The organism is Bradyrhizobium pachyrhizi, from assembly GCF_001189245.1.
GTDB lineage: Bacteria > Pseudomonadota > Alphaproteobacteria > Rhizobiales > Xanthobacteraceae > Bradyrhizobium > Bradyrhizobium pachyrhizi.
In genome coordinates this window covers 15,432-30,451 of sequence record NZ_LFIQ01000053.1, presented here as the reverse complement: position 1 = coordinate 30,451, position 15,020 = coordinate 15,432, and the positions used below count along the sequence as shown (strand labels likewise).

The 15,020-nt window shown below is 58.3% G+C and carries 13 protein-coding genes and 1 pseudogene; 5 read left to right on the top strand and 9 right to left on the bottom strand.

Annotated elements, in window-relative coordinates:
* From AKL29_RS44600 to AKL29_RS40510, 8 genes are all read right to left on the bottom strand, one after another.
* Positions 1–690 (bottom strand): M20/M25/M40 family metallo-hydrolase (locus AKL29_RS44600; RefSeq protein ID WP_244481898.1); only part of this gene is annotated, 690 nt, incomplete at its 3' end.
* A 1,190-nt stretch (positions 691–1,880) separates the two neighbouring features.
* Positions 1,881–2,405, bottom strand: coding sequence for a flavin reductase family protein (locus AKL29_RS10355; protein WP_152977518.1), 525 nt, complete (start codon positions 2,403–2,405; stop codon positions 1,881–1,883).
* A gap of 259 nt (positions 2,406–2,664) precedes the next feature.
* Entirely contained in the window at positions 2,665–2,847 is a 183-nt protein-coding gene (locus AKL29_RS40520) for a hypothetical protein (protein ID WP_080667282.1), read from the bottom strand.
* Positions 2,848–3,089: 242 nt separating this feature from the next.
* Positions 3,090–4,097 (bottom strand): anthranilate phosphoribosyltransferase, encoded by a 1,008-nt coding sequence (gene trpD / locus AKL29_RS10345; RefSeq protein WP_050384084.1) that lies wholly within the window; start codon positions 4,095–4,097, stop codon positions 3,090–3,092.
* A gap of 670 nt (positions 4,098–4,767) precedes the next feature.
* On the bottom strand, positions 4,768–6,375 hold the full coding sequence (locus AKL29_RS10340; protein WP_050384083.1) for an acyl-CoA carboxylase subunit beta: 1,608 nt from the start codon (positions 6,373–6,375) through the stop codon (positions 4,768–4,770).
* A gap of 1 nt (position 6,376) precedes the next feature.
* Positions 6,377–6,880: an acyl-CoA carboxylase biotin carboxyl carrier protein subunit gene (locus AKL29_RS42750; protein ID WP_050384082.1), complete on the bottom strand. Its 504-nt coding sequence runs from the start codon at positions 6,878–6,880 to the stop codon at positions 6,377–6,379.
* Position 6,881: 1 nt separating this feature from the next.
* Entirely contained in the window at positions 6,882–8,351 is a 1,470-nt protein-coding gene (locus AKL29_RS10330) for an acetyl-CoA carboxylase biotin carboxylase subunit (RefSeq protein WP_050384081.1), read from the bottom strand.
* A 162-nt stretch (positions 8,352–8,513) separates the two neighbouring features.
* Positions 8,514–8,813 carry a hypothetical protein gene (locus tag AKL29_RS40510; RefSeq protein ID WP_244481897.1) on the bottom strand — a complete coding sequence of 100 codons (300 nt, stop codon included), beginning with the start codon at positions 8,811–8,813 and terminating at the stop codon, positions 8,514–8,516.
* A gap of 394 nt (positions 8,814–9,207) precedes the next feature.
* On the opposite strand from AKL29_RS40510, the gene AKL29_RS10325 reads away from it, so the two are divergent.
* From AKL29_RS10325 to AKL29_RS46625, 3 genes are all read left to right on the top strand, one after another.
* Positions 9,208–9,426, top strand: coding sequence for a hypothetical protein (locus AKL29_RS10325; protein ID WP_050384080.1), 219 nt, complete (start codon positions 9,208–9,210; stop codon positions 9,424–9,426).
* Between the two features lie 1,904 nt (positions 9,427–11,330).
* Positions 11,331–11,621: a hypothetical protein gene (locus AKL29_RS10320; protein WP_152977516.1), complete on the top strand. Its 291-nt coding sequence runs from the start codon at positions 11,331–11,333 to the stop codon at positions 11,619–11,621.
* On the top strand, positions 11,603–12,022 hold the full coding sequence (locus AKL29_RS46625) for a DUF7694 domain-containing protein (RefSeq protein WP_152977515.1): 420 nt from the start codon (positions 11,603–11,605) through the stop codon (positions 12,020–12,022). The genes AKL29_RS10320 and AKL29_RS46625 overlap by 19 nt, the downstream gene beginning before the upstream one ends.
* A gap of 169 nt (positions 12,023–12,191) precedes the next feature.
* Here AKL29_RS46625 and AKL29_RS10315 read toward each other — a convergent pair whose 3' ends face one another.
* Positions 12,192–12,374, bottom strand: coding sequence for a hypothetical protein (locus AKL29_RS10315; RefSeq protein ID WP_152977514.1), 183 nt, complete (start codon positions 12,372–12,374; stop codon positions 12,192–12,194).
* 183 nt (positions 12,375–12,557) lie between these two features.
* On the opposite strand from AKL29_RS10315, the gene AKL29_RS10310 reads away from it, so the two are divergent.
* Together AKL29_RS10310 and tnpC are read left to right on the top strand one after the other, a co-directional pair.
* Positions 12,558–13,388, top strand: coding sequence for a YopT-type cysteine protease domain-containing protein (locus tag AKL29_RS10310; RefSeq protein ID WP_050384077.1), 831 nt, complete (start codon positions 12,558–12,560; stop codon positions 13,386–13,388).
* 643 nt (positions 13,389–14,031) lie between these two features.
* Positions 14,032–15,020 (top strand): annotated as a pseudogene (gene tnpC, locus AKL29_RS44595) (IS66 family transposase); the annotation flags it as partial.

The window sequence follows — 15,020 nt, the reverse complement described above, 5'->3', positions numbered from 1 at the left end:
GACGGTGACGCCGCGCTTGAGATCGTTCATCGCCTCCAGTGTCTGGATCACATTGCCGAGTTCCCGGATCGCGCTGCAGCCGTCTTCGGGGCGCGCGCCGGCGTGGGCCGGCGTGCCCTTGACGAAGACGTCGAAGCGCGCAACGCCTTTGCGTCCGGTGACGATCTTGCCGCCGTCGCGCGCGGGCTCGGTCACGAGCACGTACTTGGCCTTGCGACCCTCGGCCTCGATCAACGCCCGCGACGTCGGGCTACCGGTCTCTTCGTCCGATACGTAAAGCTGGGTGATGCCGAGCGGAGGGCGGACGTCATCGGCGCAAGCCTGCCGGAACGCGTGATAGGCGAGGTAGGCGCCGCCCTTCATGTCGTAGATGCCTGGGCCGAACGCCCTGTTGCCCTCGACCTTGAACGGCAAGCGCTCGATGAATCCCATCGGATGAACTGTGTCGAGATGGCTCAGCACGAGAATGCCCGGTACGCCCTGCCCCCAGGACGAGCGCGTGACCAAATGATCGCCGCGGCTGTGACGCCCCGCAACGCGCTCGACGGTCGCCGACAAGTCACGATAGCCTGACGCGACGAGATCAGCCAGTCTGTTGACCTGATCCGGCCGCTCGGTCGGAGACTCGATTTCGACCCAACGGCGGATGCCATCGAGAATCACCGCGGCTTCGAAGGGGTTGCTGGACATAGTTGCCTGAACCTTTGAATTCGACTTCACCGTTCGCAAAAGTAGGCCTTCGCGCTGGAACACAGCGCGTCAGGTGGACCTCTGAAGTCTGGTCTTGCCGCAGGCAATAATGCCGCGCCGGTTGCAATAACGGACCTACCAAGCTTGGTAGGACGCGTCGATAACTGCGCAAATTACATTCCCTGGCATCGATCCAGCCGCCTCGTGGGTGCTAGCTGTCATCTTCCTGTCATTTCACGTTTCTGCGATCTTTCGGGGGGGGGCCGGTGCGCAGTTCGGCCACGCAAGGACCTGCACCTCCCTTGTGTAGGTGCCTGCTGGATCGACTAACCGCGGCGGTCGCGCAAGGATGTTCAGCATGCGGGCCGCAAACCGGTGCAGTCCAGTTTTGGCGTGCCAACAAATAATCCAGGACAGAACGGCCGACGCAAATCTGCTTCGAGCACAACTCCCGCGCGGTAGTCGCGCGGATCTCGCGAACCACGCGGGCACTGCTCGGCACTTTCTCGACGGTCTCAGGGCCCTCTCAGGTTGGTGCCTCCAACCCCCGTGAGGCCAATCACTCCGTCATGCAAGCCGCTTCAGCCTGGCGAGCGCGGCGAATAAGCCTGTCGCGTTCAACACCTAGCGGTGTGCCACGTGGCTTCTTTTCGCAATCGCTCCGCTTCGTCACATGAGCGCTTATTGTCGAGAGTGCTTGGACAGTCGGAGCTCAGTCATGCACATCCCTCCGATGTTGCGTAGGCGGGAATATATCAGTCTCTCAGTCAACGGCGACCTACGGGCAGTGCCTTGGCGGTGATGTTTCAATGATCCCTTCCGGAAAAAGTTGGCTAATGGAAGTACGTCAACCGGTACGTCAATCCTCCTGCCACGCCAAAATGGCGACGGCGATTAATCCAGGGCATGTCGCGGCGTTCTCTGTGTGCGTGCTTCATCAGGCGACGAGCCGCTTTCTCTCGAATTTGCCCATTCATCTTTCATCGTTTGCTATCGCTCTCCCGTCGATCAGCCCGAAGCGGTGCATGCGGGAGTTCTTCGTTGTCTATGGCCGCGCTTGTAGGGCTAGTCGCGGTTCGCAAGCACTTCCTGCAGCGCATGTAGCGACGCAGATCATCTCTCCCTTAACTCGTCGTAGGCTCGCGTGAATGCCGCGCTCGCCCGAACAGGGCCTGTAAGGGACGGCCCACTCAATCAAGCAACAAGGTTCGAAGCGCGCCCCTGAAATTGATCAATGGATTGCCGTGACCTACACAGGTCGCGATAACTCGGCCGATAAAGATGGTATGTGTGCCGATCACCTTGTGGTCGTACAAGACGCATTCGAGCGCACAAAATGCGTTCGGCAATAGCGGTACATCGAGAGCGCCCTGTTTCCAGGGCGCGGTATCAAAGCGGTGAATACCTTTCGCACCTCCCTGACCGCCAAAACGTAGCGCAAGGTCTTCCTGGTCAGTGCTGAGAAGACTGACGCCAAAACTGCGACTGGCGAGTATCCCGTCATGCGTCTCGGAGCCGGCATTTATGCCAACGAGCAGACACGGCGGCTCCATGCAAATGGAGGTCACAGAACTAACCGTCAGCCCCCGTCGTTCGGCGGCCGTTCCTGTCGCCACGATGGCGACACCACCTGCCAGATTTCGCATGGCCTGACGGAACTCTGTCGCTTGGACCGATGGAATATCCCGAATCCCAGGAGCGGACTGGTGGCTCATGACCTGCCTCTGGAGTTGTCCTCCAATTCTGGTGCTTCCGTTACGAGCAGATGACGTCCCTTTGCGCCTGCAATTGGGCGCGCTGTACTCAAATGGCCGCTCCATTTCGCAGGGTAGCTCAGCGCGAGGAGATTTCCTGCTTGCGAGCGTCCTATCGATGGGCATGGCGGCGGCTCGCAAGTTTCCTCGGGCGTCGATCGCGGCGAGGAATCCATGAGTAGTCGGCCGGATGTTCTCCGCATTTAGCTGCATCGGCACGTTAATGTACTCTCAAAAGAACACGCTTTTTCGCATCGAGAAGATGCTCATCGAGCGTCGCGTGCAGCGCACCTCGCAGCTCCGGCGGGATCGAGCCGTCCGTGTCGATCAATTCCCGAAACTTTCGAATGATGTGTTCTATCGTGGCAATAGATCCGAGTGTTTCCATATCCTGTGAGGACATTCCCGCTTATCTCCTTTTGAGCGCAGCGCGCCCACTCCGTCGCGGACCCCGACTTCGACGGTGCCGCAACGGGCGCTTGCCGATGAAGCGGGTGGTTCTCGCGCGGCGTGCTTAAGGCTAATTGCTTGATCAGGGCGCGGACTGGCGCACACCGTCTTCGAAAGTTCGCAGAAGCAGCGCACATTCGTGGCTGCACTCCCTTCGCGCTTGTCAGAACGTTGGAACCTCGACCAACTCGGCTGTCACGCATTAGAAACCGCGATCAAGCGCTCCAGTCGAGCGGCCGCGGCGCCGCGATCAAGCGAATCTTTCCCAAGTGCAACGCCTTCCTGTAGCGTCGAGGCCCGGCCGGCTACAATCAAAGCCGCCGCCGCATTCAAAAGCGCGGCGTCGCGAAATCGACTTGGTGCACCATCGAGCATGCTTTGCAGCGCGGCGGCGTCGGCATCGCCGCCTTCCAGCGCATCCTTGCGGCAGCGGGGGAGCCCGGCTTCTTCCGGCGTCACCTCGAACGTGCGGACTGTACCCGCTTCAAGCGCTGCTACAAAGGTCTGGCCGGTAAGGGTTATTTCGTCGAGCCCGTCCGAGCCATGAACCACCCATACCGATTCCGCGCCAAGGTTCTTCAACACATACGCCAGAGGCTGGACCCATTCGCGAAAGGATACCCCGACGATCTGTCGCTTGACCCTGGCCGGATTGGACAGCGGCCCGATTAAGTTGAAAATTGTGCGGGTCCCAAGTGCGGTCCGAATCTGGCCAACGCGCTGCATCGCCGGATAATGAGCCGCCGCAAACATGAAGCCTATGCCGGCTTGGTGCACGCAACGCGCAACTGCCTCAGGCTCAAGATCGATCTTCACGCCGAGGCGCGCCAACACGTCTGCGGCGCCCGAACCTGAGGACGCAGTGCGGTTGGCATGCTTGGCAACAGGAACGCCGGTCCCGGCGACGATAAAGGAGGCGCACGTCGACACGTTGACCGAACACAAAGGACCGTCGCTCATGCCAGCGATATCGATGGGATCGCATGCCGCCTCGACCCGCGGCATTCTATTCCGAATCGCGGAGGCTGCACCCGTGACTTCTTCGACCGTTTCGCCGCGGACCCGCATTCCCATCAACAAGCCGCCGATCTGTGAGGGGGTCGCGTGACCCGACATCACGCTGTCGAAGGCTAACGCAGTTTCCTCACGCGTCAGAGTGGCGCCGTTGGCAACTTTGCCAATGATCGATTTGAGCGCTTCCATTGAACTTTACACGATCCCTGTCCAAAGCTTAGGCTTGTCCGTTCAACGGGGGGCTTTTCGTTGAAGAGACATGGCATTGGTGCATCGAAGCAGCTGGCTGCCCTGTCCCCGGGCGGCTGATACTTCATTGACCCTTGCGTATCAGTTGGTTGAGCGCGGGGCCCGAAGTGAGGCTACAACCTGACGCTACGTGAGGGTCAAGCTCTCCATTTCATGGTGCGGTCCGGACTGATAACAGACAGTGCTGGCGCATGGACGCCAGCGCCAACATAATTGTCTCACGCCGGCGCTTGCCGCGGCTGCCTCTTGATCGCGGTGTTCCGACCCGGTGCACGGCATTCTTCCAAGCCTTTTGGCCTGGGGCGCTGCGCCACGGAGCGTTGAAGCGGGCTTCTATTACCTGCTTCGGGTCGATCGAAGCCAAACCTCTTGGCTACTAAAAAGTAACGCGCATTGCAGATGAAGATGCACAGCACGTAACGATCGTACGCTCTACTGCTTTCATAGAGTGCTTGAAAGCTTCGTGGACCCGCTGGGGCCGCTAGTTCAAGCCAATCAGGGAAAAACTGCGCTCCAATTTGAGATGCCGATGGAGCACACGTCGATCTCGGCACCGCCAGTTGCGGAACTGGTGGCATGACTCAATCCGCAACTCGTGTTCGGTCCTGCTTTACAGCCGGAATACCCCGTACTGCGGCGCGTCGATCGGCGTATTGAGCGAAGCGCTCAATGCAATCGCGAGGGCGGTTCTGGTGTCGGCAGGATCAAGGATGCCGTCGTCCCAGATTTCGGAGGTCGCATAATAGGCGCTCGATCGCTCGTGATACTCTTCAAGAATTGGCTCTCGAATGGCTGCCAGTTGTTGTTCGGAGAGGCGTCCGCCCGCGCGAGCCAACTGTCGCGCCTTGACGTGGGTGAGCACGCCTGCGGCTTGCTCCGCACCCATCGCAGATATCTGAGAATTAGGCCAGCTGAACACAAATCGAGGATCAAACGCGCGTCCCGACATAGCGTAAGTTCCCGCGCCGTGCGAGCTATTACAAACGATCGTAAACTTCGGCACGGACGCTCCGGAAACAGCCATGATCAGCTTAGCGCCGTCCTTGGTGATCCCACGTCGCTCATACTCGCGGCCAACCATGAAGCCCGTGACGTTCTGCAGGAAGAGCAGGGGTGTCCGATTCTTGTCGCATAATTGGATGAAATGAGCGCCCTTCAGCGAACTATCGCCGAACAGCACGCCATTATTGGCAAGGATCCCGACTTGATATCCATGAAGCCGCGCAAAGCCACACAGGAGTGATGTCCCATAGCGGGGCTGGTACTCATGGAAGCGGCTCCCATCGACCAAACGGGCGATGATTTCTCGCATGTCGAACTGCGCTCGCGTGTCCGTTGGAATGATACCGTAAAGCTCGGAAGCACTGTAAGCGGGCGGCTCAGGAGCCTCTCGATCGATCCAGGTCTTCGCCGGTTGGTGGAGGCGAGCGACGATGTCGCGTGCAATCGCAATTGCATGCATCTCGGAGCTTGCGACGTAATCACTGGTACCCGACACGTTGGTATGCATGAGGGCGCCGCCAAGGTCTTCGGCGGACACTTGTTCCCCGGTGGCAGCCTTTACGACCGGGGGGCCGCCGAGAAAAATCGCTCCCGTACCTTCGACCATAATGTTGTATTCACTAAGCGCAGGGACGTAGGCCCCTGCCGCAGTGCAGTGCCCCATGACGATGGCGACCTGCGGCACTCCCATCTTCGAGAGAATGGATTGATTCCGGAGTATTCGACCGGCATGGTAGCGATCCGCAAAGAATTCTGCCTGCAAAGGCAGGAATCCGCCGGCGCAGTCGCACAGATGAATCACCGGTAGACGGTTTTCGATGGCGATGTCTAGAGCCCGCACAATCTTCTTGACCGAGAGCGGATACCATGCACCACTTTTCACGCTGGCATCGTCGGCATGAACGATCACCTCCCGACCCGCCACAATGCCGATGCCGACAACCTGCGCAGCAGTGGGCACCTCGCCATCATATGCCTTGTTGGCGGCCAGCGTGGAAAGCTCCAGGAACGGAGTTTCCGGATCGAGCAAGGCCGCGAGTCGCTCGCGAACAAACAGTTTCTGTTGTCGACGCAGTCGCTCGAAGTCCCGTTCGGGCCGGTCGAACCGCGCAGCGCGTTGCCGTTCCTTCAATTCGGCCGCTAATTGCCTGTTGTGGAAATCGTTGCGGCGAAACGCTTGCGAGTTCACGTCCGCTACGGAATCGATCCGCTGCATTTCAGCGCCCTTCCTTGGAGAGCGTGACCAGCACGGCATCATGCTCGAAGCTGTCGCCTTGCTCGACGTGAATCCGGTCGACGATGCCGTCCCGTGGTGAGCGTATGATCGTCTCCAGCTTCATGCTCTCAACCATCATCAGCGCCATTCCCGCCGAGACTGATTGACCAGGCGAAACGGTAATCGCAACAACGACGCCGGGCATCGGCGCCCGGGCGGTTAGAGGACGTATTTCGTCATTCGCGGGAGCGAACGTTCGCAACGGGTCGTTGTAGCGCAAAACGCGGGTTCTGCCGCGTATATGTAGGTGAATGAGGTCGCCCTCGATGGCGAACCTGACCGGTTCACTCTCACCCGCAATGGTCAGGATGCCGCTACTCTCACTGTGATGAGTGAAGGCGACCGGATCAATCACTTGGTCTCGCAAATGGAGTCGGTAGCCCTGCTGGCTGGTTGAAAGCCATAGCCTATGGTCTACGCGGTCGAGCTCGAATGAGTGATACACGTCAATTCCTCCAGCTGCCGAGTGTTGCGTGAAGCTCGGGCACGGCGTCAGCGGAAGCACGCACCGGTCTCGTCAGGAGAGCGGCGGATGCCAGGAACGCACACAATCCGGTGGCGAAATTGTCCGCTGCGAGATGCGGATTTTCTTCAAGGTATCCAGTATGGAATTGACCGCCGAGAAATGTTTCGTCCGCCAGGATTCGGGCAAGCAAGTTAGCGTTGGTCTCGCACCCAAGTAGAACTAGCTCTCGAACGGCGCGATGCGCTTTCAGAGCAGCCTCTATGCGGCTCGGCGCATGCACGATGATCTTCGCGAGCATTGGATCGAATGCCGGCGTGATGTGCTGACCTTGCATAACACCGCTGTCGATCCGCACGCCGTCCGGAAATTCGAGAAGAAGTACTTTGCCAGTGGTTGGGACGTATCCGCGTTCGGGAGCCTCTGCGTACAGCCTGAGCTCGATTGCGTGCCCATTCGGAACAATATCGGACTGTGAAAGTGAAAGTTCGCGGCCCGCTGCGGCATAAACTTGCTCGGCGATCAGATCGACACCGGTGATCATCTCGGTCACTGGATGCTCGACTTGAAGGCGAGTATTCATTTCGAGAAAGTAGAATGCGCCTTCGCTTAGAATGAACTCAACCGTTCCAGCATTTTGATATTGCGCTGCACGGGCGATGCCAACCGCGGCCTCGCAAATCCGCTTCCGCAATTCTGGCGATAGCGCGGGCGAGGGCGTCTCCTCGATGATCTTCTGGAAGCGCCGCTGCACCGAACACTCGCGCTCGAAGAGATGGACCAGGTTACCGAAGGCGTCACCCAGCACCTGCACTTCGATGTGCCGTGGGATTTCGAGATATCGTTCGACATAAAGTCGGCCATCTCCAAAGTAGCGACACGCTTCACTGCGCGCCTGCTCAATAGCTGCTTCCAATGCACTGAGGTCGCGAACAATCCGCATGCCCTTGCCGCCACCGCCCGCTGATGGCTTCACGAGCAGAGGAAATCCAACTGCTTGCGCTCTGGAAACGAACGTCGTCGGTTCATCTTCTTCGATGGCGCAGGGAACGACTGGAAAGCCGTTCCGCTGAACGAAATTGCGAGCCCGGATCTTGTCCCCCATGAGTTCGATGGCTTCCGGAGCAGGCCCGATGAAGGTAATGCCGGCCTCGATCACAGCCTTGGCGAACTCCGCATTCTCGGAAAGCAATCCATAACCCGGATGCAGCGCGCCGGCACCCGCCTTGCGAGCGGCAGCGATGATCTGTGCGAAGTCCAGGTAGCTCGCGACCGGCGTGCGGCCGCTGATCGGAATCGCCAAGTCGGCCATGGAGACGGCGGGGGTCAGGGCGTCAACCTCGTGGTAGGCAATTGCAGAACGAAGTCCAAGGTTCCGTAACGTTTTGATGATTCGTGCAGCTATCTCGCCCCTATTGGCGATCAGAACTGTATCGAAGGGTAATGTGTGCATTCGCCTATCCGGACAAGCCAGCTGTAGCCAGAGCTTCTGTCAGTTATGACACGATTGGTGCCACTCTCGATGGCCAGCGCTTGATCAGTTGCGCTGGTGGAAGGTCAGGTTTGGTCCAATTCTGAGCGTGAGTTGGTCGGCACCGGCATGATCGACGATCCTTCACTTTGGGTCGCCGTTTTTCTTGCCAGTATCTCGAGCGGAAATCACGTAGCGACACTGCTGGCTGAGACTCGCTTGCTTGGATCTGAGACAAGACGTGATGGCGACACGATCTGGAATGTGGCTGCTGCAAAGGCGGAACACGTCCTCCATACAAGCCTCTTTCTCCTCTGCGGTCGGCGCTTGGTCGCGCGCATTCACCTGCTCGGGGATTACTGCTGTCAATGCGATAGCAAGCGCGATCGCGCAGTGGCTGGCATTGGGGCGCGAAGCCAAACGGATTCGTTGGTTTTGAGTCATGATGTATCCTTTCAAGCTGGTGGGCAGCGGTTGTTGTTCCCTGCGCCAAACGCAGGTTTGACCTGTCAACCGGGAAGCAAGTCCGGGTGCGCAGTTCTCGTTATCTGTCAGGAAGCGTGTAGATTGTCGAAGGTGTTCCCCACGTGTCTAGGATCGTACAATCTGACGCAGCGTGTGATTCAAGCCCCTTCGTGGATCCGTCTCAAGATGTGTGGAATGTGCATATTCCGTCTTACACGGATGCCTGCGCGAGGGCGCTTCGGAAGGAGGGATACACATCGATTGCTGTACGCCGGCTATGCATGACTGCGCGGCAGCGTAATCAACGAGATAAGCGTCGCTGTTACGTAATTGTACTTAGCGCCTTGTCTTAATTCGTTGATCTGAAAATTGCATGCTCGTCGCCATGAATCCGAAAAGTAAACTCTACGAGACCGATCACTGGCGAGGCCGTGCGGAAGCAACGCGAAAGAAGGCGGAAGCACTCGCTTACGGCAAATCCAGAGATAGGCTTCTTAAGATTGCCATGGAATACGACAAGCTGGCTCGGCATGCTCAAGACTGGCAGGCGCGGAGAAACGAGGACGATACGTTGTCCGATTGTGAGTTTTAACGGCTCGCTCCGTTCGGCAGAACGTCCCGCCGGTACATCGGCTCGCAATTTTATTGGCGGGGCAAATATCACGCAGCGTCTTGGCGCGGCCAAGTAGTGGCAGGTCTGCACGCGGGGCGAGCCGAGCCGTATGGCGGGGTCCCGGGGGCGAGGGACGGCGTGGCCGCGTGCAATATGCTGGTATACGAACGTGCTCCTGTCGCAATGCGATCGCGACACTGGCGCGGCCGGCGACCGATCCCTTTAGCCATTCTCGCGCGGGCTTCGCAAGGCACGTTTCCGTATTTTGTTGCGCATCTGGGCGCGGGTAATAGCCAATGTTAGCCGGTATGCTTGCGGGCATATCAGTTCGCGGAGTCGAAATCCGTCCTCTTGTCTCTATTTCGTTAGTGTCCCGAGAGGGCCGCGTGCCGTGCCTAGGTCGCCGCCTCAAGTGTGAACTTAAGCCAGGTCAGTGCAAGAAGGTCATCTCCACCTCTAAAATGACGGTGCGCCTGTTCCATCCTCCGCTCGGTTGGATTGGAAGCCGCGGCATACGAGAGGCTGTACCGAACCATTTGTCGTGACGTCGCAAGTGGGTCGAGTCGATTTCCTCATAGGAGGGCTGTGACAATCCAGCACATACCGGCCCAGAGCAGCGTATTTAGGAGCAGCCCGACCAGCGGCCACAGGTTCCATTTCCTGTGCGGCTGCCAAGGTCCGCAGTCTGTGCCGTAATGCTTGATCATGGGGTGCTTTGGTGTGCGCCAGTGCATCATTCATCCCATGACGCGCTGGCCCACGGAAATAGGCTCGTGTTTGCACGCTTCGGATCACTCATGAGTTTCGCAGTCTTCTTTCAAGGTTCGGGTATCAGAATTCTGTTCGCTGCGCGGCAGGTATCCAGCTAGGTGATTTCGTTCGCATTGTCGCTCAGACGGAACACGTTGCGGAGTGCGCACCTGTTTAGCACTGCACCGCTCTGGACCAAACAAATGGCCCATTTTGAATGATACCCGGATATGGCGCGTTCTGTTGGCTTCGTATTTCTTCACCCAGCAATCAGCATGCCACGAGCGGAGAAGTGCAGGTGCCGCTTTGACAGAAGAAAAAATGGTGTCTGTCGGGTCCAGTGCCGTGAACTAGCTGCCCGTAGTCGAATTCGCGACATCGATGTCTGAAGGCGAACACCTGCAGATAGAGGGTAAATGCGTCGCCAGCGCCATACCACGGCGACAATGCGTTAGGTGCTGCATTGCGGAGACGCTCCGAAAGATCCGCGTTGATCGCAGTTGAGTCTGAGGAAGTGAATCAGGCTAGTCTCCTTCCCTGACCGCTAGCTTACGAAGAGCCGCTGAGATCGCGGGACCAGGGCTAGGTGTTAGCAGCTCACTCAAGGACATGTTCGGCCCAGCCGTCTGCAGCTCTGATGCGAGCTGGTTTGCGCTCATACAGCGCGACCATGGTCACATAGATGACGCATTGGCACTGTTTCAGACCACGAGGCGAGCGCTGCGACCTATCGAGTACCAGATGGCAGCACGGACCGAGGCGCCGTCGCCCTCGAATCACAGTGGCGGCGGCGCGCGTGGTTTGCGAGCCACAATCGAATCCACAAGCAAGTATCACATGCGATCAGATGGAGCTGCCGGGATGATGATCGATCTATCCGCGATGTGTTGATAGGCCATGATCGGCCCATTTCATATGTTCAAGCACATCGACAGATGATTTCAACGGGCAGGGCAATCAATACTTGTTTGAAGGTGCTGAGGCTCAGGGGCTCATCTGCCTTGAACGCGTTTCTGTTCGGCGATGTGAGGTCCAGGCCTGCCGGCATCGATGAGCAAGAGGGCCCGTGCGAGGCTTGACCTTGCGACGGAGTCGTCCACGGATCTTGCCGTCGGGTCACCATGAGTGGGGAAATGGGTGATTCGCATCGAGTTGCACGGCTCGCATTCAGGCAATCGGAAGGCGTGAGGGCGTTCGTCGCGTCCTCAAAACACGATGTGAGCCGCCGAAAACCAATAATAGGAGAGCAAGTGATGATGGACATCTGCGGCTTTCTCAGCAGATGGTTCGCTGAAGAGCGGTTTTGGAACGCTGCGTTGAGGACCGAGGTGGCGCGGGTTAATGAGTTGCCAGACAACGTCGTCTATGTCGACTTCAAAGCGATCCGCGAGGCAAAGGAGGGGACGTGCGAGCGCAGATTATAGAAAGGCTTGAGGCTGGCCGGGTAAAATACGGCCAGTTCGCCAGTGTACCCGGATCAGGCCCTTGCGGCCTGTTTCTTGTGCAGGGGCCTTGCGGGTGTGAGCTCAAGATCAGTGGATTAGTCCGTCCTAGCTGGGAGCATGTCGCTGTCTCGACGCCGCGGCGTTGTCCAAACTGGGAAGAGATGTGCTTCGTAAAAGACCTGTTCTGGGACGAGGAGGAATGCGTGATGCAACTGCATCCGCCACATTCGCAATATGTGAATAACAGCCGATATTGCCTGCACCTTTGGAAGCCTACTCATCGGGACATCCCAATGCCGCCGCCAAGCTTTGTAGGCGTCGTTGGGCTAGGACCATCCGAAGCGGCAATGTTATTTGCACGGATGAGCGCGACAGCATGACGTTGTGTCAACAATTCCGCATGGAAGAGGTGCGCTGGGCCCGAGCAGAAACGTCGGTCCTGCGCCGCCGGAAGGCTGTGCGACCGGCGGACATGTCCGGCTTTTCTGCCAGTTGCAAGGTGCGGGGTTTCTGAGCCTGAATGTTGCTGTCGGGCAGGAGACTGTGCACTCAGCCGGCACGAGATGTCCCATATGCACCGGCGGCCGGGTCCATGGTGGACAGAACGACAGGATTGGATCGTTTCTCGCGGCGTTCGAACCGGTGCTCGTGGAAGCCGCGCTGAACGTGGGGCGCGAGCAGCATCTCCTGGAAGGCGGCAACTTCAACCAGAGCCGCAAGCTCCTCGTCCATCGCCGAACGGAGCTGGCTAAGCAAAAGACGCTAGACTCACAAATAGCCCTCGGTGCGATAGCGTTTTCGGGTTCTTTCTGCTCGTCAGTTCGTCGTCAGCTTGCTGCAATATCGTTTCGCGCGCGGGGCATGAAAAGCCCGTACTCGCTTTGGGGAAACGTACGCTAAGACAGGCGAACAATCATGTATAATCGAATTGGTGGCCAATCCACGCGCCCTGAACAAGCTGACGAACCGAGCCCGTCGATGGATAGTGATAACTTTGCGCAAGCGCTTACGGATCTCGCCCAACGGCAGAGATCGCCATCTGGGGAGTGGTCCGACCAAATGGGGATCTGCTGCAGCAAGCCACATACGTCAGACGCAAACGTTTATAGTTCAGTCTCCTCAGACCCCAGCACATCCTCTCTGTCATCCAGCCCAAATCCATCCTCTCCGGAGAGGCCGGTCCGTCCACTGTTCCAATACAGGACTGCTGAATTACCTGGGGCCAATGTCAACGGGATCTGCGTCGGTCTGGCAGCGGAGTGGCTCCTCAGCCTCCAAAGCAGCCCCTCATCCCGAATGAGAGCGCTATTCCCGGGCGCTGAAAACCACGCCTCAGCGGCAGTGCGGCAGCAGCGGTATGAAGATCTCAAGACTCGGTTGCAAAATAGCGGGGGAGGTTCTCACAATTTTCAGGCAAGAACCGCAATGCTGCGCGAAGCAGGCTTGGACCCATCCGATGAGCAGACGCGATATAGGTGTGGCTCATCTTCGCGCATTGCCCAGATAGTGAACGAAGTCATCGCCGACCCATCGATCTATTTGCTCGGCCTGCGTTTCGCCGCAGGTGGCGCGCACACAATCGCAACGTCGACATCGAACCGAATGACCACCCTCTTTGATCCCAACTACGGCGAGTTTACTGTTCGGTCAGATCAGATGAGTGAGTTGTTCAAAAGCCTCGCTGACCGTTACAGAAATCTGAATGGACTCGATATATCAACGATCGTGACACAAAGGATGGCCTGAGCCGTTTCAGAGCTTCGTCTTTCACTCAGTTTAGCGCTCCGCAGTCGACCGGCAGCAGGCTTCCCAAAACGGCTAAATGCGGCCGGGAGCAAGGACACGCGACCTGTGGAGGCGGCCGAAAGGGCTGGCCGCGAAACATTCAGCAGAATCAATTCGCCAGAACCGTGTCGCGAGTTATGAAGCGACGGTTCGAGTTGATTTGCCCGGTCCCAACGGACTGACTGAACGTCAGATCCCCACCCAACCTCGTAAGACGGTGAATGCACGATCGAGGGAAAATCGATCTGTTTCAAGCTCGCCTGATCGGCTCGGAATGAAAAAGTAACTGAATCAAAGCTGCTCAGAGTCTTCGTCGGACGTACCTCTGCCTGAACAGCACGACCCCACCCGAGCCTGCATCCGCGACATCACCTTTCCCGTGACTCACGATCGCGGCCTGCAGATGCGCTTGTCTTGCCGATTCTCGTCAGCTTCTCGAAAGCTAAGTCTCTTAGCATAAGACCCACGTCTCTCGATAGTGATGCCGCCTATGACCGGCATGGATTGGACACGCATCCATGCGCCTCGAATCCCGCGGCCGAAAGCACTTGCGTAAGGACATAAAGTCTTCGCATCGGGTGCGAAGCATGGCAGACTCGGACCAATGAGTGATTTGCCTGATGGGCTGCCGAGCGATCCAGCCGAGTTGCGTGTCTTTGCCGCCGCTCTGCTCGATCGCTGTGCCAGGCTCTCGAACAGTTGCCCAAGCTTGCAAAAGATGCGCAGTTCGGTCGATCCTCGGAAAAGCTTGACGCTGATCAGCTCCAGCTTCTTCTGGTGGATATCGACGCGGCCGTCGCGGCTCTCGAAGCCGTCGAAGATCGCGCCAGTCCCAAAACATGCGAGAAGAGAACTGCTAAGCGCAGAGCCAACCGTGGTCAGTTGCCGGGAGCATTTGCCACGCGTCGTCGAAACCCTGATGCCCGCTGAAGCCTGCTGCCCGTTCTGCGAAGGCGTCCTTTTTGAAATTGGGAGCGATGAGAGCCAGAGGCTTGACGTCGTACCGGTGCAGTATCGCGTAATCATCACCCGCCGGCCCAAACTCGCGTGCCGCGCCTGCCATGGCGTCGTTCTCCAGCACGCGGCGCCCGAGCGATTGATCAAGGGGGGACTGCCGACCGAGCGGCTGGTCGCGCGTGTGATCGACGCCAAGTCTCGTTGGCATTTGCCGCTTTACCGCCAGGCGCAGATGCTCGCGACGCGTGGCATCGCGCTCGACCGTTCCACGCTCGCCTTCTGGGTTGGCTATGCCGCCCAGGAGCTGAAGCCCTTGTGGCGCCGTCCTCGCGAGGTTTTGCTCGCCTCCGTGAAGCTTTGTGTCGATGAGACCCCGGCGCCGGTGTTGAATCCGGGCGTGGCTGGGCCAAAACCGGCTACTTCTGGGCGCTCTCGCGCGATGACCGGCCTTGGGCCGGACCTGACCCACCTGGGGTAATCTATGCTTATACACCGGGCCGCGGCGCCGTTCATGGCTTGAGATTGCTCGAAGGCTATCGCGGCATCATCCACTGCGACGGCTATGAGGCGACCATGACCAGAACGACGCGTGCGGACGCCCTGTCCGGCACGCTCGCTTTCTGCTGGTCGCATCTG